At 42.7% G+C, this 20,163-nt stretch carries 18 protein-coding genes and 4 tRNA genes; 9 read left to right on the top strand and 13 right to left on the bottom strand.

Features of this window, described 5'->3' with window-relative positions:
* Positions 1-58: 58 nt before the first annotated feature.
* A complete protein-coding gene (locus ACS8FB_RS09095) occupies positions 59-856 on the bottom strand; it encodes a hydroxymethylpyrimidine/phosphomethylpyrimidine kinase (RefSeq protein WP_439262304.1) in 798 nt (265 codons plus the stop codon).
* A gap of 357 nt (positions 857-1,213) precedes the next feature.
* Here ACS8FB_RS09095 and ACS8FB_RS09090 point away from each other — a divergent pair.
* From ACS8FB_RS09090 to ACS8FB_RS09080, 3 genes are all read left to right on the top strand, one after another.
* Positions 1,214-1,303: transfer RNA gene (locus ACS8FB_RS09090), tRNA-Ser, on the top strand.
* Between the two features lie 184 nt (positions 1,304-1,487).
* Positions 1,488-1,564 (top strand) — tRNA-Arg (locus tag ACS8FB_RS09085).
* 275 nt (positions 1,565-1,839) lie between these two features.
* Positions 1,840-2,496, top strand: coding sequence for an RDD family protein (locus tag ACS8FB_RS09080; RefSeq protein WP_439262302.1), 657 nt, complete (start codon positions 1,840-1,842; stop codon positions 2,494-2,496).
* A gap of 46 nt (positions 2,497-2,542) precedes the next feature.
* On the opposite strand, the gene ACS8FB_RS09075 is transcribed toward ACS8FB_RS09080, so the two are convergent.
* The 7 genes from ACS8FB_RS09075 to ACS8FB_RS09045 all read right to left on the bottom strand — a co-directional run bounded on the left by ACS8FB_RS09075 (position 2,543) and on the right by ACS8FB_RS09045 (position 7,505).
* Positions 2,543-3,583, bottom strand: coding sequence for a calcium/sodium antiporter (locus tag ACS8FB_RS09075; RefSeq protein ID WP_439262300.1), 1,041 nt, complete (start codon positions 3,581-3,583; stop codon positions 2,543-2,545).
* A 161-nt stretch (positions 3,584-3,744) separates the two neighbouring features.
* Positions 3,745-4,125, bottom strand: coding sequence for an aspartate 1-decarboxylase (gene panD, locus ACS8FB_RS09070; RefSeq protein ID WP_010196068.1), 381 nt, complete (start codon positions 4,123-4,125; stop codon positions 3,745-3,747).
* Between the two features lie 184 nt (positions 4,126-4,309).
* Complete coding sequence (gene pth / locus ACS8FB_RS09065; RefSeq protein WP_299218531.1) at positions 4,310-4,891, bottom strand: aminoacyl-tRNA hydrolase; 582 nt, start codon at positions 4,889-4,891, stop codon at positions 4,310-4,312.
* A 210-nt stretch (positions 4,892-5,101) separates the two neighbouring features.
* Positions 5,102-5,785: a 50S ribosomal protein L25/general stress protein Ctc gene (locus tag ACS8FB_RS09060; protein WP_299218529.1), complete on the bottom strand. Its 684-nt coding sequence runs from the start codon at positions 5,783-5,785 to the stop codon at positions 5,102-5,104.
* Between the two features lie 344 nt (positions 5,786-6,129).
* Complete coding sequence (locus ACS8FB_RS09055) at positions 6,130-7,077, bottom strand: ribose-phosphate pyrophosphokinase (RefSeq protein WP_173239542.1); 948 nt, start codon at positions 7,075-7,077, stop codon at positions 6,130-6,132.
* Between the two features lie 110 nt (positions 7,078-7,187).
* Positions 7,188-7,263 (bottom strand) — tRNA-Gln (locus tag ACS8FB_RS09050).
* Between the two features lie 166 nt (positions 7,264-7,429).
* Positions 7,430-7,505: transfer RNA gene (locus ACS8FB_RS09045), tRNA-Gln, on the bottom strand.
* Positions 7,506-7,750: 245 nt separating this feature from the next.
* On the opposite strand from ACS8FB_RS09045, the gene ACS8FB_RS09040 reads away from it, so the two are divergent.
* Positions 7,751-8,152, top strand: a complete 402-nt coding sequence (locus tag ACS8FB_RS09040; protein WP_439262296.1) for a SpoIIAA family protein — start codon at positions 7,751-7,753, stop codon at positions 8,150-8,152.
* Positions 8,153-8,347: 195 nt separating this feature from the next.
* Here ACS8FB_RS09040 and ACS8FB_RS09035 read toward each other — a convergent pair whose 3' ends face one another.
* The 4 genes from ACS8FB_RS09035 to ACS8FB_RS09020 all read right to left on the bottom strand — a co-directional run bounded on the left by ACS8FB_RS09035 (position 8,348) and on the right by ACS8FB_RS09020 (position 13,162).
* Positions 8,348-9,403, bottom strand: a complete 1,056-nt coding sequence (locus ACS8FB_RS09035) for a S66 family peptidase (protein WP_439262294.1) — start codon at positions 9,401-9,403, stop codon at positions 8,348-8,350.
* Positions 9,404-9,467: 64 nt separating this feature from the next.
* A complete protein-coding gene (ispE, locus tag ACS8FB_RS09030; RefSeq protein ID WP_439262293.1) occupies positions 9,468-10,421 on the bottom strand; it encodes a 4-(cytidine 5'-diphospho)-2-C-methyl-D-erythritol kinase in 954 nt (317 codons plus the stop codon).
* Positions 10,422-10,433: 12 nt separating this feature from the next.
* The gene (gene lolB, locus ACS8FB_RS09025) at positions 10,434-11,069 is read right to left on the bottom strand and encodes a lipoprotein insertase outer membrane protein LolB (RefSeq protein WP_439262291.1); all 636 of its coding nucleotides are present in this window, start codon (positions 11,067-11,069) and stop codon (positions 10,434-10,436) included.
* A gap of 155 nt (positions 11,070-11,224) precedes the next feature.
* Entirely contained in the window at positions 11,225-13,162 is a 1,938-nt protein-coding gene (locus ACS8FB_RS09020; protein ID WP_439262289.1) for a tetratricopeptide repeat protein, read from the bottom strand.
* 641 nt (positions 13,163-13,803) lie between these two features.
* On the opposite strand from ACS8FB_RS09020, the gene hemA reads away from it, so the two are divergent.
* The 5 genes from hemA (at position 13,804) to ACS8FB_RS08995 (ending at position 17,897) form a co-directional block, all read left to right on the top strand.
* Positions 13,804-15,162, top strand: a complete 1,359-nt coding sequence (gene hemA / locus ACS8FB_RS09015) for a glutamyl-tRNA reductase (protein WP_439262288.1) — start codon at positions 13,804-13,806, stop codon at positions 15,160-15,162.
* A gap of 125 nt (positions 15,163-15,287) precedes the next feature.
* Entirely contained in the window at positions 15,288-15,419 is a 132-nt protein-coding gene (locus tag ACS8FB_RS09010; protein WP_439262287.1) for a hypothetical protein, read from the top strand.
* A gap of 257 nt (positions 15,420-15,676) precedes the next feature.
* A complete protein-coding gene (locus tag ACS8FB_RS09005) occupies positions 15,677-16,813 on the top strand; it encodes an aminotransferase class V-fold PLP-dependent enzyme (RefSeq protein WP_439262285.1) in 1,137 nt (378 codons plus the stop codon).
* Positions 16,814-16,962: 149 nt separating this feature from the next.
* A complete protein-coding gene (locus tag ACS8FB_RS09000; RefSeq protein ID WP_439262283.1) occupies positions 16,963-17,400 on the top strand; it encodes a YeeE/YedE family protein in 438 nt (145 codons plus the stop codon).
* Between the two features lie 77 nt (positions 17,401-17,477).
* Positions 17,478-17,897 (top strand): DUF6691 family protein, encoded by a 420-nt coding sequence (locus tag ACS8FB_RS08995; protein ID WP_075103374.1) that lies wholly within the window; start codon positions 17,478-17,480, stop codon positions 17,895-17,897.
* A gap of 153 nt (positions 17,898-18,050) precedes the next feature.
* Here the strand turns inward: ACS8FB_RS08995 and ACS8FB_RS08990 are convergent, their stop codons facing one another.
* Positions 18,051-19,715 (bottom strand): AMP-binding protein, encoded by a 1,665-nt coding sequence (locus ACS8FB_RS08990; protein ID WP_439262281.1) that lies wholly within the window; start codon positions 19,713-19,715, stop codon positions 18,051-18,053.
* Positions 19,716-20,163: the final 448 nt, after the last annotated feature.

The raw sequence follows: 20,163 nt of genomic DNA, 5'->3' as shown, positions 1-20,163 counted from the left end.
GGGCGTCTTTTTTATTTTTAGTTAAAGCTATTTTTATAAACTTACTTCTAGCTTACCCTTACTTAAAAGCTATAAAGCGATTCGGTATCAGTTGGGCACTGCTGTCTTCAGGATGTGGACGATCTGCTGCCACCAATGTCTGCGTAATCCATCGATCAGCAGCTTTGATAGCTGTAATCAGCTCATCACCTAGAGCTAAGCGTCCTGCGATAAAGCTGGCCAGTGAGCAGCCAGAGCCATGAAATTCACCGTTTAGGCGCGGCAACGTACTTTGGTGTACCATGTCACCTTTAACGTATAAGTATTGCTCGATATCACCGCTGTCAAAGTCATGTGAGGTTTTGACCAGTACGGCATGTGTGCCTTGTGCACATAGTTTTTGTGCACCACTATGTAAGTCCTGCTCTCCGCTTAACGCCCTTAGCTCATGCGTGTTTGGCGTAACAAGCGTGGCGTAGGGAAGCAGCTCTCTAAAAGCTGCGACCAGCGTTTGCTCATCGCCCAAGCTCCCTCCGCTATTGGCAACGAGTACAGGGTCAAGTACAAAGGGCGTATCACTGCTAATTGTCTGCTCTGCAAATAGGCGCGTCAGCATGGCGATATTATCTGTGGTGCCAAGCATGCCTGATTTGATCGCGCGAACCGGTAAATCTTCAAGTACCGCTATGGCCTGATCTTTTACTAAGGTTGCCGCGCAGGCCTCAAAACCGAATACTTGCTGTGAGCTTTGGACAGTGATGGCAGTACATGCGACAGCTGCATGTCCACCTGCTGCCCCTATCGCTTCAATATCGGCTTGTAACCCTGCACCCCCTGAGGGATCTAAGCCAGAAAAACATAACACTATTGGTCGCATAACCTTCCTTTATTTGTTTTTATGATGGTTGAAAACGGCTTGTTAATTACTATAGCCATCTCAAACCGAAAAAGCCACAGCAGTAAGCTGCTGCTTGACTCTCACTTAATTTAAATAATTAAGGAGTAAAGCTAATCTGTTGAAAAATAGAGCTTATTTGATTCTGAAAGAGTATATTATTTAAAAATTATAAGAAAGTGTCATGAAAATGGCGGGTAATGCTTGCAATTCGTTTTGGCTTTGTTATAATACTCGCCCACGACATAAGACGTATCAACAAGCATTGATACTTTAGTTTAAAGACATATTTTTTAAAACAATTTTAATAAATATTTCGATAAGTGTCTTAAATCGTTCGGTGAAGTGGGTGAGTGGCTGAAACCAGTTCCCTGCTAAGGAACCATACGTGTAAGCGTATCGAGGGTTCGAATCCCTCCTTCACCGCCATTTATTCGGTTTATTGTTAGATTGTAATGCAGTAAGTCGATGTCAGATATATTTGTAATTAGAATAGAAAAAAATTTTATTTTAATGAATAAAAAATATTGACATCAGCTGGATTATCTATATAATAGCCAACCTAATTTACTGTAAATGTTATTTAAAATACAGTGGATGATGTGCAAAATACGCGCCTGTAGCTCAGTTGGATAGAGCACTTGGCTACGAACTAAGGGGTCGGGAGTTCGAATCTCTCCAGGCGCACCATTTGCATAATAGCTTGTCTTATTAAGCTTCGAGCTAAAAACTAAATCAATCGCCTGTCTTATGACAATTTGGCGATTTTTTTATGTCTGCTGTTTTTGTAATAAGGGTTGTTTGTCTTATCTTTATATACTTCAAGTTTTAAATATTACAACACGTTTTCGACGCATCATCATTTTTATAATATGTATACTTCTGGGGCTTGGTATAAGTGTACGATAAGCACCCAAATTACGGTACAATAGTGTCATTATTTTCGCTTGCTATGAGCTTGTATCATGTCAAAAAGTACACCGAAGACTGTCCTTAAGTCAAAGTCTCCAAAAAAGAACACCTCTCAACAGCATGTCCCTCATATTGAAGAGCCTACTATTGCCAAACCGACGACCCGTGTCGTTGCTATCTTATATGATGGGATGTTGATTTTGGCATTATTGTTTTTGGTGGGGACGATGCTGACAGTGATTGGTACGCTATTGACCATGGAAACAGGGACGCAGTCTGAAGAGGCGCAGTCGCTACCCAGATGGTATCAGAACGTCATTATGACACCTTCTTTTATACTGACGCTAGTAGCCTTTTATGGCGTGTTTTGGCGTCGCGGTGGTCAAACGCTAGGCATGCAAACATGGCGCCTAAAAACCGTCAATAATGCGGGGCATTTGCTAACGTGGGGCCAATCATTTAAGCGCATTATGGCAGCTGCACTAATGCCGTTAATTTTTGGTATTATCGGCAGTCTGATAGGAGGCTCGCGTGCCGTCCTGCTGACCAGTGCCTTTTTGGGTTTGGTATTTAACTATGTATTTTGCTTGTTTAATCGTCGGGGCCTAGCAGTGCAAGATATGCTATCAAACACCATTACCCTAAAGATGCCAAAAGTAGCGCATGAAGGTCTATGGCGTGGCTTTAAGAACCGCAAGCAGAGCAAATAATCAAAAGACATCAGCATCATCAGCCCATCGATGATGATACCACCTGTTATACAATGGCCGTTTGAACCAGCCATACCGTATAGCCAGTAAAAAGTAGTATCATTGTAACGCCAGAGGTACGACCAAATCTTCGATTAGATATAAAAGCAAATGCACACATTATAAAGAGTAGAGAGGTAATCAGTGCCATTACCAATACATCACGAGATAAAATCATTGGGTTGGTTGTAATCGGTGCGATAACAGCCGCTAGCCCTACCACTCCTAACGTATTAAAGATATTGGAGCCAATGATGTTGCCAAGTGCCATATCGTGCTCACCGTGACGCGCTGCAGCGAGGCTTGCCACCAACTCTGGTAGGGACGTGCCAACAGCGACGATGGTCAGACCAATAATCAACTCGCTTAATCCCCAAAATGTCGCCATCTCAACTGCACCCCAAACAATCGCTCGTGAGCTTAAGACCAGCATCAGCATACCCACAAACAAGCTACCCAAACCCCGTGCCAAACTTGGTTCTATATAACCTGAATCAGTGCTTTTTATCCCTAAGCTTTCTATTGTATTGTTTGTGACCGGAACAATTTTTACTGTATCGCTGTCTTCGATGACATCGTTTTTCGGCTTTGAGCTGCCCTCACGTAGGCTCAGCACGATTTGGATGCTCAAGACCATGACTAATAAGGTTAGTAATGAGATACCATCGTTCAAGCTTAGTACGCCATCACGCAATTGCCACGCTGCTAGAGCAGTAATGAGTAATAGCATAGGTAAGTCACGCGCTATAATGCTTTTATGAATAATAATAGGACTGATAAGGACTGTCGCCCCCAAGACTAACGCAATGTTGATGATGTTTGAGCCGTAAGCATTACCTAAGGCAAGCTCAGGACTACCATCTAGCGCTGCTAATATCGATACCACCATCTCAGGTGCGGAGGTACCCAATCCTAAGATCAACACCCCAATCAGAAAACTAGGTACACCTAATGTCTTTGCTAATGCGGTTGCGCCATCAATGAATACATCAGCACTCCAAACCAGAATGGCTAAACCAATCAGTATCGTAACACCTGCCAACCACATGGGTACTTTCCTTCAAAAATAATGAATTATTAAGTCTGGATTGATATAAAAAAAGCCGAACCACAATTTGGATTCAGCTTTTGTATTGAAATAAATAGTTTTGCAAATTCTAATACAGGCTAACTATAAAGATGGGCACTTTTGACTCTTTATCGGAACTATTAAGCCACTTGTACAGGGATAATATTTGCAGTGTCTTTGACTGTATTATCTTCATTACAATAAACCAGTTTTGGCTGGTAGGTCGAGGCTTCAACTTCGTCAAAATGAGCATAAGCGCAAATAATGACGATATCACCTAAGTCTGCCATATGAGCGGCGGCACCATTTAATGAGATGATACCAGAGCCTGCTTCAGCGCGAATAGCGTAGGTGCGAAAGCGCTTACCATTGGTGACATTATAGATGTCGATAGATTCGTTCTCGCGTAATCCAGCAAGATCTAATAAGTCGCCATCGATACCGCATGAGCCTTCGTAGTGCAGCTCAGCATGCGTGACGCGGGCACGGTGCAATTTGCATTTAAGCATATTAAGTAGCATGAATTGCTTCCTTAGCGTAACAAAAGTAATCAGTTAATGGGGGCAGATACGTAAAAATTAAAGGTTAAATCAAGACCTTACAAAGTTTGTACTAGCTAATTACTGATAAACACAAAATAGCGTTAGCAGTTTTAGACAAACTTAAGCAAAAGTCATAAGGTCTGAACCAAAAGTATCATACCGTTTAGGCAGGTAGTTTAAAACTATTAATTTGCGAACGCGCGCGTTCAATATCGCCCTCTAATAATAAAGGTAGCGCTTCAAAAGCTGTCGTGAGTGCACTATCGATCGCAATTTGTTCATCAGGCGATGCTTTAGAGAGTACATGTCCGCTCACTTTAGACTTATGTCCTGGATGCCCAATACCGACGCGCAAGCGATGAAAGTCGTTTCCAATATGCGGGGTAATATCACGCAGGCCATTATGACCGCCATGACCGCCCGCCGTTTTTAGCTTGATGCTACCGGCATCAATATCGAGCTCATCATGAGCGATCAGTAGCTCATCATTGGCGATATTGTAATAATTGACCATCGGCACGACTGACTGTCCCGATTTATTCATAAAAGTTAGGGGTAGTAGCAAGCGCACATCATGACCATATACTTGTCCGCGTCCGGTCACGCCATGGAACTTCTTATCAGGGCTTAAGGCAATATTAAAATGATGAGCGATATGCTGCACAAACCAAAAACCTGCATTATGGCGAGTGAACATATATTGCTCACCAGGATTACCAAGACCAACAATGAGTTTTATCGCCATAACATACCTTGCCTAAAATGAGGGTTAAGCTAACTACAAAGAGTAAAATAGCCTAAAATGAATATTATTTACAAAAATAACGCTGTCAGCTATTTTTGTAAATAATACTAACAAAAACAGCAGGAGACAATGATCACCTGCTGTTTCTTTATCAACAAACTCGCTACTATTATAAATACAGTAGAGCAGTGTCTACTGATTGATAATCAATTATTCAGCGTCTTTGTCGTCAGCTTTGTCAGCTTGCTCGGTAGCTGGTACTTCGTCAGCATCAACTTCCTCAGCATCTTCGTCAACTTCTTCAACCGTTGGTGGCTGCATGTTAACGATAGTACGGTCGTGCGCATCTTCCATATCAAGATCAAAGATAATCACGCCTTCAGGTAAGTCGATGTCTGATAAGCGGAATAGATCGCCGATTTCCATACCTGATACATCTACTTCTAGATACTCAGGTAGCTGTGATGGTAGGCAAACGATTTCAACTTCAGTAACCAACGTAGATAGGATACCGCCTGCTTTTGTACCAGGAGCTTCTTCACGACCAGCGAAATGCACAGGAACGTTCATGTTGATCTTTTGGCCTTTGATAATGCGCTGAAAGTCAGCATGCATTGGAAAGCCTTTAGCAGGATGACGCTGTAAGTCTTTAATAACGACTTGATGTTCTTCACCTTTATCAGTCGTGATCGTCAAGATTTGTGAAAAGAAGGCTTCGTATTCAAGCGACTTTACCATCTCATTTAATTTAATTGAGATAGCCGTTGGTTCTTCACCGCCACCATAAATGATAGCAGGAACTAAGTTCTGCTTACGTAGGCGGCGGCTCGCACCTTTACCTTGTTGTTCAGCAGAGCGGTCAACCGCATTAATTGCAAAATGATCGATAGTCATGGATATAATCCTATAGAGTGTATGTGAAGTATCTACCAGTAACCTAAGACTTGCGACCAGTCTTCTACCGGATAATCGATACCTTAAATAGTATGAGTCACACCGCTAAGCCTCAAATGCTTAAAACTTACGAATAACGCATATAGGCGCGCATTATACGTGTTTTTGCAGCAATAATAAAGGCTTAGATAATTTGATGAAGATTAAGAAGCTCTTACGTGACAAATGATAGACGGTTGACCATGAGCAAAAATATTAAAGCAAAAAAAAGCGCTAAAGTTAACCTTTAGCGCTAATCATTAAGTAATCAGAATCATAAATATCAAATAATAAAAATATAATCTTTAAGCATCAAACATAGCGCTGATTGACTCTTCATTATTGATACGGCGTAAGCTTTCAGCCAGCATCGGAGCTATAGAGACTTGACGGATTTTGCTACATGCTTGCGCAGCAGGAGACAATGGAATGGTGTCAGTGACGACCACTTCGTCCAATGCCGACTCGCTGATATTTTTTAGGGCATTACCTGATAGGACAGGGTGGGTGATATAAGCGAGTACGCGACGGGCGCCGTTTTCTTTTAGGGCTTCAGCCGCTTTGCATAGCGTACCTGCCGTATCAACCATATCGTCAACGATAACGCAGTCACGATCACGAACATCACCGATGATGTGCATGACTTGTGACTCGTTGGCACGGGCACGGCGTTTATCGATAATCGCCATATCAGTGTCGCCTAATTGCTTGGCCATTGCGCGCGCACGAACCACACCACCAACGTCAGGTGAAACCACCATGATGTTGTCATAGTCTTGCTTTTGCAAATCGTTCAAAAGGACGGGTGTGCCATAGATGTTATCTACAGGAATGTCGAAGAAACCTTGAATCTGATCTGAGTGTAGATCCACCGTCATGACGCGATCAATGCTAACGATATTTAGCATGTCAGCGACGACTTTGGCCGAGATAGGCACGCGAGCAGAACGAGGACGACGGTCTTGGCGCGCATAACCAAAATACGGCATAACTGCTGTAATACGGCCAGCACTAGAACGACGAAGCGCATCCGCCATCATCATGATTTCCATCAAATTATCGTTGGTCGGTGCACAAGTCGGCTGCATAATAAACACGTCTTTACCGCGTACGTGTTCTTTGATTTCCACAGCAATTTCGCCATCAGAAAAACGGGTGATGTCAGCTTTACCAAGAGGGATGTGTAGGTGGTCGGCGACGGTTTTCGCAAGTTCTGGATGGGCATTGCCCGTAAAAATTGCCAAATAAGGCATGACTGAAGTCCTATTTATTGACTCAAGCAGCGACCACTAAGCAGTGTCTAACTGCCCAAATAAAGAAAAGAGTGGTGAAAATAATTGAAGACTACTTTTACAGTAAAAAATGGCAGGGGTAGCTGGACTCGAACCAACGGATGTCAGGATCAAAACCTGATGCCTTACCAACTTGGCTATACCCCTGTAATGTCTAGGTAGTACGAAAGCTAAATATTGATAAAATATTAGACTGACGTCGTTACCTATTCAACCGTCTAAGACGGTGTTCCCGAGCGGTGTTCATTGCGAACTATACCGAAACTGGGAAGGTGTTGTCAATTGCTATAAATCAGCAATCCAAACTAAAAAATGGCAGGGGTAGCTGGACTCGAACCAACGGATGTCAGGATCAAAACCTGATGCCTTACCAACTTGGCTATACCCCTATTGTGGCGACCTATTATAAGTAAATTTTGAGATTTTGCAAGTCATTTATGTTCTTTTCTGCCTTTTATTCGTAAAAAGTAAACTCTAAGGTAGTTTTGGCAATTCAGTAATGAAAAGCAATCATAGTCGTTGTCCATAGTTGTTTTAACAAAGCCGCATTCATACACATGTCTTACTCAATACCATAAAGAAAATAAGGTAATATAGATAGCACTACCAGCACGTACGGAATAAGGAAAGTGATATGACTTATCTTCTAACCAAGCACAGTAACAATCACATTGAATTAACCATTAATGGCAAAATACATAGTGATGATATGAATCGTCTACTTGATGAATGGGTGCAGGCAACGGTGTCTATGGTTCAGGCTGACCCAAATACTGAACTACAAAACGCCACTTTGCTCTATCGCATTGATAGCTTTGCCATGCCATCTTTTTCAGCAGTAATGGATGAGATGAGACGTATGCCTGAGTTATGGGCAACCATGAAGTATTTTGGCAAGATGGCAGTTATCAGTGAGCAGCAATGGCTACAAAAGGTTGCTGAAATTGAAGGTTGGATGATACCAAATTTGGATATCAAAGGCTTTAACCCTGACAAAGAGTCAGCTGCTAAGGTTTGGCTAGGACTGCAAGGTTAGCGTGTAGGTTGAGCTTGAATAAGTATGTCTTGCACACACCATTTTCAATGATCCGTATCTTTTCGGTGTGTAAGACGCATTCTATACAAGTTTGTGTAGGGTGCGCCCAGTGCACTGATATTGAGTTAAGACAACTATAAATGGTACGCTAGGCCACACCATACAAGTCTTTGCTACTGCGCTTGATGACTCAATCTATTTACTAACGCCACTTTCTATAATAGAGAAAGTTTGATTGTCACAATCAATCTGCGCTTTTACACCTAGGGGTAGGGTAAAAGTCGGGCTACTGTGTCCAAAATCCATCCCTGTTATGATTGGCAAATGACTCAGTCCAGCTTCATTGTAGATCACATCGAGTAACACTTCATCATACTCTCGCCAGAATTTGTTATCTTCAGGACGCCCAAGAATAATTCCTCTAATGCGTTCCATAATGCCGGATGCTACATAATTGCGTAACCAATATCTAAAAAAGGTAGGCGAAGGTTGATCTTCGGAGGTTTCAATAAATAAGATTTTGCCCTGCCAATCTGCAGGACTCACCCATAGAGCCGTATCTTTCATAAACTCTAGTACTTCTATACAACCACCAAGCAGCTCACCAGTTACTTTACCTACAGCTTTTCCTTGTTGTTTACTCTGACCATTTAACCAACGCCATCCTCGGCTTTGGGTCATCATGCGTTTTTTAGTCGCAAGTTCAGAGTTTTCCCATTCGAGCCACTCACTTGTCCAAACGGTACTTGGCTGAATCTGCCCAACAGGTCTACTAGAAAATAGAGTGCGTTTAATATCTTCAATGACATAGTCATGCATACCGCCATTTTCAGCAAAACCAACCAATAGACTGGTGCCATAAAACGAGGTAACACCTGCTTTGTAAAACATAAAATGGGTTATGGTAGAGTCTGAGAAACCTAAAAATATTTTTGGGTTTTTCTGAATTAAGTCGAAGTCAATATAAGGTAATAGGCGAATACTATCTGATCCGCCAATATTAGAAATGATGGCTTTTACATTGGGATTAGTCAGCGCTTCATGTAGGTCATCTGCTCTCGCCTGTGGATTTTCTTGTAACCATTTAGCAGGCTTTAGGGTGTTGTGCATTTCGATGACATTCACGCCAAAGGTATCTTGAAATTGCTGTTTGCCAGCTTGATAACGATGCGGAAGCTCACTTGCTCCCCCCCAAGAGAGGGATACGGTAGCGACAGTATCTCCTTTATTTAATTTGGCTGGTTTTATCATCTAAAACTCTTATTTGATTAAGTATTTCAGGTAGGCTGTTCGCACCCTATTTTTTAAGTAATATCTATAAACTTCTCACCACATACCCCATACAAGGCGCCTCTGCAATCCACTTTGCCAACAGCGCCTTATCACTGGCAATACCCGCATCCAATGGTAAAAACACTGCGCTACCAGAGCCAGTCATTCGTGCTGTGCCTGATGCCACTTTTTCTAAACTTTTCAAATAATCTAATGCTTCATCAACCGCGGGCGCAAGGCTGGTGACGACTGGAGTAAAAACATTGTGATAGGGTGCAGTTAAGTGTTGCAGATAATTGTCAAACTGATTTTCAATCGTTTGTATTGAGAGTGGTGTGATATCACGCTGTAACTTAGGATGCGCAAAGAGTGTTGCCGTATTGATGTGAGCATTTGGTGTTAGGATTAGATAGTGCTGTTTCGGTAAATTAATGGCGGTCAATTCTGCGCCAATACCCATAGCGATAGCGTCTTGCCCAAAAATAAATATTGGCACATCTGCACCAATCGTCGCACCGATTTTTATCAGCTCATCTTGAGTGAAGTTAAATCGCCAAATCTCATTTAATGTTAATAAGGTAGTTGCGGCATTAGAAGAGCCGCCGCCTAAACCTGCACCCATCGGCAAACGCTTGTCTAAACCAATACATACTTGCGGTAGCTGCTTGGGTAGTTTTTTTGACTGCAAAGTCGCAGCCAATAAAGCATGAGCGGCTTTAACAATTAAATTATCTTCTATAACACTAGTAATAGTATCTGCACCAGACAAGGTCAACAGTTGACGACAGATCTTACTTACATCTTGACCATTAATCGTAACTACCGTGTCTGCAACTAAGAAATGCAAATAGTCGCCCCAATTAAGTAGGCGAAAAACCGTTTGCAAATTATGATAGTTATCTGCACGCTTACCTATAATATGCAAAAATAAATTTATCTTGGCAGGAGATAAGCGTGTTATAGACGCTTTTGAAGTCAAGGAATTATCGGTCGTCATTGGTTATATTTATCAGCTGTTTTGGTGATTAATGGTCATGATGACTTTGTGGCCTTTTGGCTGCACAGCGCTAATCTTAGCAGGCAGTTTATCTGTACCCTTGTAAGTAAAGCTTGCCGTCCATTGACCATTAACTGAGCTTATGAGTCGACCTTGCGCATCAAGCTGTGGGGTGCTGTCTGAAGGTGCTGAGCGCCCTGATATCCAATACGGCATTTGTGAGATAGGCGCTTGCCAGCCAGTGGCTTTTTGTAGCAAAGTCTCAGGGTTGTCGGCGGTTAAGGTACCTGTTTTTTCACTGACTAAAGTTGCCGTTTGGCCATCATATTCGATATTGGTTTTGCCAATGCCCAACGCACCAATCAATTCAATGGCAAAGCGCTCGTTTTGCTGTCCCCAAGCGTAAAAAGCACTACCACCTTGCGCGCCTGTATTAGTCGCACTATTGGCAGGCATGGTCACACCAATCTTGCCTGTAATATTGAAATTATCAAGTTTTTGAGCTTGCACTATAGTTGAGGGGCCAGCATTAGTACTTGTACCTTGTAAAGACTGACAACCAGACGTTATTAATAATGCAGCGGTCATCGCGCTGAATGCGACTAATTTATTGGGTTTATGGCGTAGTGTTGTTGAGCGTGCAGACATGGTTATTCCTCAAAATTTACAAACTTAATATAGTTAATGCTAAAAATATTACGCTCAATTTGTTACTCAGTTATGCCCTGTTGTTAGAGACTTATTGGTTGCATGAGTAATGATTGTATATGATAAAAAATGACAATTATTCATTCAATTACCTTTTAATAAAGCTGTACGCGGTCATTGACGTTGTGTTGTCCAAACGAAAAACGCTGTTGCAAGTCCGCCAGTAGCGCGTTGACCTTTGCGCTTTCGCCCAGTCCTTGATAGGCGCGTAGCAACAGCACACCTGAACGCAGCGTTGGCAGCACATCATAAGGGGTTTTTAGGTACTCGATGACTTGTGCATAGTTTTCATTGGCCAAAGCGCTGCTAGCCAGTACGTTTAGTGCTTGCAAATGCAGCTCGTTATCGTAGCGAGGATCATCGAAACGAACCTGGCGTATGTTTTGGGCAAGCTCTAACCCTTGTTCAGAGTTTTGATCATTAGCCAAAAGTAATTGAGCATAACTTAGCTGGTAAGACAGATTGTTAGGATCTAGCGCTTGCAAGTGATTAAGCAAAGTACGTTTAATAATATAGTCACTACGATCATCGAGCAGTTGTACACGGGCGAACAGTATGGACTGATCGTTAGGGTACTTGCGGCTGACGCGAGTCAATAACTGTAGAGCTTCCTCAGCTTGGTCGTGCTGCCATAAGATATTGGCTTGTAAGACGTAAGTTTCGGGAGCAAAGACGGTAAACTGTTTACGCAGATTAACCAATGTGTCGATCGCAGCATCAATATTGTCATCTAGCAGTTCAAGATCGACCACTTTTTTGCGTGCTGACAGTACCAAATCTTCTTGCATGACGCTCTTTAGATAAGATTTGGCTTGCTCAAAGCGCTGTTGTCGCTCTGCGCTAATACCTAAATAATAATATGCTTGATCTAGATAAGTAGGAGTCTTTGCCAGTACGTTTAAGAGGCGGTCAGCGCTACGGTATTCTTCATTATCCAAGCTGACTAAAGCGGCCAATAGAGTAATCTCTGCATCATTAAAGCGCTGATGCGCTTCAAGGAGTAACTCTAGGGCTTCTTGGCTCTGCTGTAGATCAAGCAAATAGCGGATTTCATATAAGTACAAGCTTTTGCTATCAGGATTACGCAGGCGTGATTGATTGATATAATTAAGCACCGTCTCTGCTGGTTCGGTTTTGCGTAAGATATCGGCTTTTAGGGTAATAAAAGGCACATAATCAGGCTGATGTAACAAAGCTCTATTGATATGAATAATGGCAATCTCAGGCTCATTAAATTGATACAGCAAGCCTGCTTTTAACACTGATAAAGAGGCGTTTTGCTCGCTATTAATAGGCTGTAAGGCTTCTAAGAGCTCACGCTGATCGCTGTCTGTCGTTGGGTAAATACCAATCAATATGTCGCTCAAATCAGTACGTGGATCATAGCGCAAAATACGGTCTAAGGACTGACCCGCTAGAGTATAGTCGTGAGCTTTAAGCGCTAAATGCGCCACATAAAACCAAGCGGGTACGTGATCAGGGTTTTGATCTTGCCACATTTTGGCAAACTGTAACGAGTCCCCGACATTGTCATGACGCAGCGACAAGCTCAGCGCACGCTCAAACACTGCTGTGGCATCTTCTTTAAAAGACTGCTGCTTATAAAGGGTTAGCGCCCGTTCAATATCACCGCGATCTGCCGCGAATTCTGCATTTAGTAAAGCATACAAACTGGGTTCTCTAAGCTCTGGCTGTAAGACAGTCGCTGAGGGCAGCTTTGTAGTATTGATTGTACTATCTATCGATTGGTTTCTGGATTGGTCCTTTAGTTGATTATGGTCATCAGTATCGACTAAGTGAGAGGTCAGTGGAAACACCATCAAATCAGTATCGTCTTTATGAAACGTCATATGTTGAGTACTATTTTTATCGATGACATGTCGAGCTGAGTCACTGACTACATCGACGACTGTTTTAGGTGTACATATCAGCGTTGGGGTATCGATGAAATTTGCATGAGCAGAAGTGTCAACACACAGCAAAGTGGCCAATAACAAAATTAGCTTACGACGCTTACGCAGACGATTCAGCATGTCATTTAATAAATATTGAAAATTAAATTGACAATCGTACACAGACGATAGCGCAAACTTTGACTGAAACAACCACCCAAAAAAGATCATAGAATAAGGGTATTCACTAATAAAAAAGACATTTCATTATAAAGGCCTATCTAGAGACTAAACAATAGTACTCGTGTTACCTAATAGACAAAGCAGAGATTAACAGAATACGATGAGAAATAACCACTACTATCGATGTGTTAAAGTGAGCAATATGCGCAAAAAATAAAAAAACCAGATAAACGATTTTAATAATAACTGTGTCAATCATAGCATATTTGTTTTTAATTATAGTTTGACGATAGTGAAAGGTCATACTCTTCATATCTAGCAATAATATTTAGTAAAAGCATATATAGCGGTTGATTTGTTAGTCATGCGCCCAGATACAAGCGAATAGCTAGCGCAAATGAGCAGGTGTTAAATAAAATCGGTAACAATGATATAATAAGCGGTTTTATATTTATAGTATCTGCTATATAACCTATTCAAATCAATAACGTCACGTCTATGCACCAGCTAATCATTGACTGTAGTATGCTGCAACATACCTTGGGCACACTATAGTGATAGATTAGGTCGGTGAGCGTTATGTCTATGGTCTATCGATAATGAGATTAGTGGTCATTGGGGTCAATCATAAAACCGCACCAGTCGCTCTACGTGAGCGCTTGGCGTTCGTGGGTGATGATGTGACCATCGCCCTTGAGCAATTAGAGGTCTTTACTGATGGAAGTGTGATTGTCTCAACTTGTAACCGTACTGAAATCTATGCGCTAGTTCCTCAATTATCAGCCTCTCAAACTCCCAATAACAGTGCGCTTGGTAATGATTCTATTGCCAGCACCAACGCTTCTTCGTCATCTATTAACGCTCATATCCTGCAGATCAAAACATGGCTTGCTAACTTTAAGCAGGTGCCATTGAATGACATTGATGCTTATCTTTACGTACATCGCGATACGCATGCGCTTACTCATTGGCTGCGAGTGGCAGCGGGTCTTGACTCTATGATACTCGGTGAGCCGCAAATCTTAGGTCAAATCAAGCGAGCCGTGCATCTTGCGCAGGATGAAAAAGCACTCAGTAACCAGTTAGGCTGGATTGTCGATCAAGTTTTTGCAGCCGCCAAGCGTGTGCGTAATGAAACCCAAGTTGGCGCTCAGGCTGTCTCGCTCGGATTTGCAGCAGCCAAATTGGTCACCCAAATATTTGACGATTTACCTAGCCGTACTTTATTAGTGGTTGCAGCAGGTGAGATGAACCGCTTGGTCGCAACTCATATTGCAGGGCTTGGAGTAGGGCGAATTATCATCTGCAATCGCAATCCTGAGCGCGCAGAAGCGCTAGCGGCAGAGCTGCGTCATTCTAACCGCAGTGTGGAGGTTAGATCCTTACAAGATTTGCCACAAGTACTGGCAGAGGCCGATGTTGTAAGTAGCTGCAGCGGTAGCATGGATTTATTGATTGATAAACCCATGACCATGCAAGCGCTAAAACGTCGCCGCTATCGGCCCATACTAATGATTGACTTGGCCGTACCGCGTGATATCGACTCAACGATTAGTCGTATTGACGATGTTTATTTGTATTCTGTCGACGACTTGCAGCATGTAATCGCAGGCAATATCGAGCAGCGCAGGCAAGCCGCCGTCGATGCTGAGCTGCTAGTGAGTCAATTGGTCGTAGAGATGGAGCGCAGCTTTCAAGTCAAGCAAGTAGGAAAAGATATTCAGCGCTATCGTATGTCGACGCATACCCAAGTCGACAAACTTCTGCATGAGTCTATTGCAAAACTTGAGCAAGGAGAAGCGAGCGCTGAAGATGTCATCACTGAGCTATCACGGCGTCTTACCCAAACGCTCACGCATGCACCATCAAAGCTTATGCGTAAAGCGGCTCGTGAAGGCGATAGTGAATTGCTTGAGTTTGTCGTATCGGGCCTGCACGACGCTTACCGTAAGCGTTAATAATTGTCTTTTGGTTGTTAATAAGTTATCGATTGTATAGGCGCTATTATGACGCCAACAAACCGTTGTCAACCGTCATTATCAGTGCTACTATCAAGCTGTCATATATGCACTAGGTGATAACAATGTGGCGATCATCGACAGTAGTATTACTGCGCTTCTTGCAATTTACTGCATGTTGCCATGCTAAATTGTCAGTGACCATTTTGACCCGCCTACCGCCGCGTAGCATCAACAATGGCGCAGATATCACCTAAGGGTTACAGAACCTAAGTTATAAAATCTAAGCTATAAAAAACATAACCAACAACGGCAATAGCGCTAGGATAAAGCGCTATATCGTCAATCCTATGTCATACCCTCTATTATTACTCGGTGTTCATTGTTTGGTACTGTTGCCTAGATAATCGTATCAGTACCCAAGTTTAGTAGCAAAAACTTGCTATAACCAAGCTTTTTTATAATCAAAAATTAATAACACCTACATAGTCTAACAACAAACAAGGAGTGTCCCATGACCGCATTACGTCAAGATATCGACCCAGAAGGTTTATTAGAGTATTCAGTGGTCTATACTGATCGCGCCCTCAATCATATGTCAAAAGTCTTTCAGCAAGTAATGAATGACCTATCTAGCGAGCTCAAATCAGTCTACAACGCTGATGCCGTCGCCATTGTTCCAGGATCTGGTACTTATGGCATGGAAGCAGTCGCCGTGCAGCTAGCAAAAGATCAAGACTGTCTAATCATCCGTAACGGTTGGTTTAGCTATCGCTGGACGCAAATTTTAGAAAAAGGCAATATTGCTAAGTCGTCTACGGTCTTAACCGCTGATCGCACCAAAGATACCGATGCCCCAAAACCGTTTGTACCCGTCGATATCGAAACTGCCGTTGCTAATATTAAAGAACAAAAACCAGCGATCGTTTTTGCTCCGCATGTCGAGACATCAGCCGGTATCATCTTGCCAGAAGACTATATCAAAGCACTAGCAGAGGCGACTCATAGCGTTGGCGGCTTACTAGTAATTGACTGTATCGCTTCAGGTTGTGTCTGGTTGGATATGAAAGACTTGGGTATTGATGTGCTTATCAGCGCACCGCAAAAAGGTTGGAGCAGCACCCCTTGTGCTGGACTGGTTATGTTAAGCGATGCTGCTGTCAAACAAGTAGATAACACCGAATCAAACAGCTTTAGCCTTGACTTAAAGCAGTGGTTAAATATCATGCGTGCTTATGAGAATGGCGGTCATGCGTATCATGCTACAATGCCAACAGATAGCTTGCGTCAGTTCCGCGATACGATTAACGAAGCGAAAGAGATTGGTTTTGATAAACTGTGTGATGCGCAGTGGGAATTAGGCAAACGCGTCCGTAAAGTACTAGAAGATAAAGGGATTGAGAGCGTCGCAGCCGATGGCTTTAAAGCCCCAGGTGTCGTCGTTTCTTATACTGAACGTGACGATATGCACAAAGGTAGCGCTTTTGTTGAAGCTGGCATGCAAATCGCCTCTGGCGTACCATTAAAAGTGGGTGAGCCTGATAGCTTTAAAACCTTCCGCTTAGGTTTATTCGGTTTAGATAAATTAACGGATATTGACGGTGCGGTACAACGTTTTGAGTCAGTACTTGATAAAGTATTAGCTAAATAATATCTGTATCTACTAAGCGGCTTTTGGCCAAAAAATACTGAGACTTTGTGCTCAGTATTTTTTGGCTTTTTATTATATTTTATAATATAATATATTTTAATAAATAGATTATTTATTAAATAATTAATAAAACTAGTGAGTAAACCGTTATGAGTATACAAGTGGACTGGCAAGCATTTACGCCCATATCCTTAGTAGGTGGTTTGATGCTAGGAGTGGCGACTGTCATCTTGCTGCTGGGTATTGGGCGTATTGCTGGCATTAGTGGCATCTTTTCAAGTTTGCTAAAACCCAAGCGCGTGGAGATGTGGCAAGTTCTATTTATTGCTGGTCTAATCATCTCGCCTTTACTCTATAGTGCGTTCAGACCTTTGCCTGACATAGAAGTCAGCACCTCTTTACCGCTGCTGATTGCAGCAGGGTTGCTAGTCGGCTTTGGTACGCGCTTAGGTTCAGGTTGCACAAGTGGTCATGGCATCTGCGGCAATGCGCGTATGTCACCGCGCTCTATAGCAGCGACAGTGACCTTTATGCTCTTTGGTATCGTGACCGTCTATATCGGTCATCATGTACTAGGGTTACTATAAATGCAAAATGGCTTAGATAGCGTATTGCATAGACGGCGTTCGATACTTTTAATAAAAGATGATAGCGAGATATAATAATGCTAAAAAATATAATTGGATTACTGGCTGGATTATTATTCGGGTTTGGGCTGCTGATATCAGGTATGACCGATCCTGTTAAAGTACAAGGCTTTTTGGACGTTTTTGGTGCTTGGGATATTTCTTTAGCCCTAGTGATGGGCGGCGGCCTAGCAGTTGCCATCGTTGGCGTACAGTTAGCCAGACGGCAAAAGAGCAGCTGGATTGGCACCGCAATTGATATGCCAAACAAAACAGTCATCACAAAAAAATTGTTAATCGGTGCGATGCTATTTGGTATCGGCTGGGGATTGGTTGGTATTTGCCCGGGGCCAGGTATTGTGCTGCTTGGCACTGGACAATGGCAGGCCTATGTATTTATTCCAGCGATGATAACAGGTATGCTTGCTTTTCAGTGGCTTGAGCCTAGGCTTAATTAACGTAAGCTTAATGAACACAGGCTTGGCTGATGACAAGATTGGTTAGTAAAAAAGAAGTCTAAAATAAAAAAAGGCTCAGTCTAAGAGAATAGACTAAGCCTTTTTTGTGTTTTAAGCTTCAGTATACAAGCGCTCGTCACTCAGATTTAAACGCTATTTTGCACTAGACGTTACTTTTGGCGTCTCATGGGCAAGTGAGATGGCCGCTTGACGCAGCTCAAACTTTTGCACTTTACCGGTACTGGTTTTTGGAATTTCGGCAAAGATAATGTATTTAGGGACTTTAAAACCGGCTAAATGTTGCTTGCAGTGCTCCATAACCGTATCGCGCTGCAAGGTGCTGTCTTCATGAATCTCGATAAATGCCACTGGCACTTCGCCCCATTTATCATGCGGGGCAGCGACTACTGCACAGCTTTGAATCGAAGGCAATTTATATAGAACGTTTTCGACTTCGATACTAGAGATATTCTCACCGCCTGAGATAATGATATCTTTGAGCCTATCCATGATTTTGATATAGCCATCAGGATACTTGACTCCCAAATCACCCGTACGGAACCAGCCATCAGCAAACGCTTCTTCGGTCGCTTTTCGACTCTTCAGATAGCCTTTCATTACCATATTGCCACGCAGTGCTAGCTCACCCATTTCTTCACCATCAGCGGCAACCGGTTCCGTGGTACCTTGCTTAAACAGCTCAAATCCAGTCATCAAATGTGAAGTTACGCCTTGACGCGATTTTTTCTGCGCACGGGCGGCGACATCAAGCTCATCCCATTCTTCTTGTTCAGCGCAGACAGTAACAGGTCCATAGACTTCTGTAAGCCCATATACATGCGAGATATGAAAGCCCATGGCCTCCATAGCTGCCAGCATGGTTTCAGACGGCGGCGCACCAGCGACCCAGCCCTTAACTTCATGTTTAATTGCTTCTTTATACTCAGGCTTACCGCTTGCAATCATATTATGCACCACAGGCGCTGAGCAATAATGGGTGACTTTATGCTTAGCAATCAGCTGCAAAATTAAGTCGGCATCAATTTTACGTAAGCAGACGTTGACGCCAGCACGCTCAGCGATAGTCCACGGAAAACACCAGCCGTTACAGTGAAACAGCGGCAGCGTCCATAAGTACATTGGGTGCTTGGGCATATCCCAATCTAAAATGTTGGAGACGGCATTGAGTGTGGCACCGCGATGATGATAAACCACGCCTTTAGGTTTGCCTGTGGTGCCGGAAGTATAATTGAGCGCAATAGCTTCCCATTCGTCTGCTGGCTTTTCCCAATTGTCTAAGCTGTCTGAACTGGAAATCAGCTCCTCATAGCTCATCTTGCCAAAACGCTCTACATCGACTGCAGCGTCTGTTGCATGAATGACGATCAAGTTTGGAAAAGTTTCATCGATAATCTCAGCATGTTCAGCAAACTCACTGTCTAAAATTAAGACTTTGGCTTCTGAATGCTGTAGACAAAAAGTCAAAGCATTGATATCGAGACGCGTATTTAGCGTACAAAGTACGCCACCTGACATCGGTACACCAAAGGCACACTCGACCATCGCTGGGGTATTCGGTATCATAACCGCGACCGTATCATTCTTATCGATACCAAGCTTACGCAAACCATCTGCCAGTTGCCTGCAACGATCGTAAGTTTGCTGCCACGTTTGGGTGAGGTCATTGTGCTCTAGATCGTCATAAATGATGGCAGTCTTGTCAGGATAGACCTGTGCACTACGGATAATAAAATCAATTGGAGTAAGCGGTTGATAGTTGGCTGCATTTTTGCCAAGACCCGTGTGAAAGTCGGTCATAGGGATAGTCCTTTATCTTTATCATATTATGGGTTTAGCGGTTTTTTATATTGGATTTTGCATGTTAATGGCTATCTTTATTAACAATCAGTTCTTTTATTATAGACAACTGTAATTAGAAAGCGAGCTTGTTTTGTGGCCTTTACTTAACTACGTGGCATAAGTAAAAGCCACTGCCAATGGTATGATGAATATAATGTTGTAAACATAGTGTTCACTCGTCAGTCGCTTGTCTGCGTAGCTGATAATAATGGCGGTGTGTTACGATAGAATTAACACTGCATCATTAAATATTCGTCATTCTTAAGCCTAATATACCCCATACTCAATGATATGAATACAAGAACGCCGAAAGTAGGCTGTGCTACCGTATGGAGAATTAGACTGCCGATGTCATCAGATTATTGTGAGTAAGTGATAAAAATATAACCCATTAATTCATAAGGAC

It is taken from the genome of Psychrobacter sp. 1U1, assembly GCF_051847535.1.
In the GTDB taxonomy this organism is placed as follows: Bacteria; Pseudomonadota; Gammaproteobacteria; order Pseudomonadales; family Moraxellaceae; genus Psychrobacter; species Psychrobacter saeujeotis.
Note: the sequence above shows the minus strand (reverse complement) of the source record. Positions and strands in the feature narration are given on the sequence as shown.

What these genes read in the sequence shown, in the direction of transcription:
- ACS8FB_RS09095 (WP_439262304.1), bottom strand. Translation starts at nt 856, where the DNA reads ATGCGACCAATAGTGTTATGTTTTTCTGGCTTAGATCCCTCAGGGGGT.
- ACS8FB_RS09080 (WP_439262302.1), top strand. Translation starts at nt 1,840, where the DNA reads ATGTCAAAAAGTACACCGAAGACTGTCCTTAAGTCAAAGTCTCCAAAA.
- ACS8FB_RS09075 (WP_439262300.1), bottom strand. Translation starts at nt 3,583, where the DNA reads ATGTGGTTGGCAGGTGTTACGATACTGATTGGTTTAGCCATTCTGGTT.
- panD (WP_010196068.1), bottom strand. Translation starts at nt 4,125, where the DNA reads ATGCTACTTAATATGCTTAAATGCAAATTGCACCGTGCCCGCGTCACG.
- pth (WP_299218531.1), bottom strand. Translation starts at nt 4,891, where the DNA reads ATGGCGATAAAACTCATTGTTGGTCTTGGTAATCCTGGTGAGCAATAT.
- ACS8FB_RS09060 (WP_299218529.1), bottom strand. Translation starts at nt 5,785, where the DNA reads ATGACTATCGATCATTTTGCAATTAATGCGGTTGACCGCTCTGCTGAA.
- ACS8FB_RS09055 (WP_173239542.1), bottom strand. Translation starts at nt 7,077, where the DNA reads ATGCCTTATTTGGCAATTTTTACGGGCAATGCCCATCCAGAACTTGCG.
- ACS8FB_RS09040 (WP_439262296.1), top strand. Translation starts at nt 7,751, where the DNA reads ATGACTTATCTTCTAACCAAGCACAGTAACAATCACATTGAATTAACC.
- ACS8FB_RS09035 (WP_439262294.1), bottom strand. Translation starts at nt 9,403, where the DNA reads ATGATAAAACCAGCCAAATTAAATAAAGGAGATACTGTCGCTACCGTA.
- ispE (WP_439262293.1), bottom strand. Translation starts at nt 10,421, where the DNA reads ATGACGACCGATAATTCCTTGACTTCAAAAGCGTCTATAACACGCTTA.
- lolB (WP_439262291.1), bottom strand. Translation starts at nt 11,069, where the DNA reads ATGTCTGCACGCTCAACAACACTACGCCATAAACCCAATAAATTAGTC.
- ACS8FB_RS09020 (WP_439262289.1), bottom strand. Translation starts at nt 13,162, where the DNA reads ATGCTGAATCGTCTGCGTAAGCGTCGTAAGCTAATTTTGTTATTGGCC.
- hemA (WP_439262288.1), top strand. Translation starts at nt 13,804, where the DNA reads ATGAGATTAGTGGTCATTGGGGTCAATCATAAAACCGCACCAGTCGCT.
- ACS8FB_RS09010 (WP_439262287.1), top strand. Translation starts at nt 15,288, where the DNA reads ATGTGGCGATCATCGACAGTAGTATTACTGCGCTTCTTGCAATTTACT.
- ACS8FB_RS09005 (WP_439262285.1), top strand. Translation starts at nt 15,677, where the DNA reads ATGACCGCATTACGTCAAGATATCGACCCAGAAGGTTTATTAGAGTAT.
- ACS8FB_RS09000 (WP_439262283.1), top strand. Translation starts at nt 16,963, where the DNA reads ATGAGTATACAAGTGGACTGGCAAGCATTTACGCCCATATCCTTAGTA.
- ACS8FB_RS08995 (WP_075103374.1), top strand. Translation starts at nt 17,478, where the DNA reads ATGCTAAAAAATATAATTGGATTACTGGCTGGATTATTATTCGGGTTT.
- ACS8FB_RS08990 (WP_439262281.1), bottom strand. Translation starts at nt 19,715, where the DNA reads ATGACCGACTTTCACACGGGTCTTGGCAAAAATGCAGCCAACTATCAA.